The organism is Caballeronia arvi (assembly GCF_001544695.2).
In the GTDB taxonomy this organism is placed as follows: domain Bacteria; phylum Pseudomonadota; class Gammaproteobacteria; order Burkholderiales; family Burkholderiaceae; genus Caballeronia; species Caballeronia arvi.
In genome coordinates this window covers 1-882 of record NZ_FCOM02000285.1, presented here as the reverse complement: position 1 = coordinate 882, position 882 = coordinate 1, and the positions used below count along the sequence as shown (strand labels likewise).

General features: G+C 67.3%; 1 protein-coding gene. It reads right to left on the bottom strand.

The window, feature by feature from the left end:
- Window positions 1-882: mannose-1-phosphate guanylyltransferase/mannose-6-phosphate isomerase (locus AWB74_RS44935; RefSeq protein WP_087039606.1), on the bottom strand; the 882-nt coding region annotated here is incomplete at both ends.

Below are 882 nucleotides of genomic sequence, written 5' to 3'. Positions count from 1 at the left end.
GCGCACGATGTCGTCTTCGCCGAGATAGCTGCCGGACTGCACTTCGATGATCTCGAGCGGCACCTTGCCCGGGTTCTCCAGGCGATGCCGCACGCCGAGCGGAATGAACGTCGATTCGTTCTCGCTCAGCAAAAACTGCTCTTCGCCGCGCGTGACGAGCGCCGTGCCGCACACGACGACCCAGTGCTCCGCGCGATGGTGATGCATCTGCAGCGACAGCTTCGAACCCGGCGACACCACGATGCGCTTCACCTGGAAGCGTTCGCCGTGCTCGATCGAATCGTAGAAACCCCACGGACGGCGCACCTTGCGATGCGTGTCCGCCTCGGGCGCATGCTGCTCGCGGATGCGCGCAACGAGCCCCTTGATGTCCTGCACGCGCGAACGGTCCGCGACCAGCACGGCGTCGTCCGTCTCGACGACGATCACGTTGGTCGTGCCCACGCACGCGACGAGCCGTCCGCCTTCGGAGCGCGCATAGCTCGAGGTCGCGCCTTCGAACACCACGCGCCCGCTCGCGACGTTGCCGGACTCGTCCTTGTCCATCGCGTCCCACACGGCGTCCCACGAACCGAGATCCGACCAGCCCGCAACGAGCGGCACGACCACGCCGTCGCACGGCTTGCTCGGCGTGCCGATGTGCTCCATCACGGCATAGTCGATTGAATCCGACGGCGCGCGGCCGAACAGCGCGGCCTGCGGACGGAAGAACTTGCCGTCGTGCTCGCCGTCTTTCGCGGCGGCCGAGCACGCGGCGTGCATGTCGGCATTGAGCTGCTCGAGCGCCGCGAGCCACACGCTCGCCCGCACGATGAAAATGCCGCTGTTCCACCAGTACGTGCCCGCCGCGACGTATTGCGCGGCAAGCTCCGCCGCGGGCTT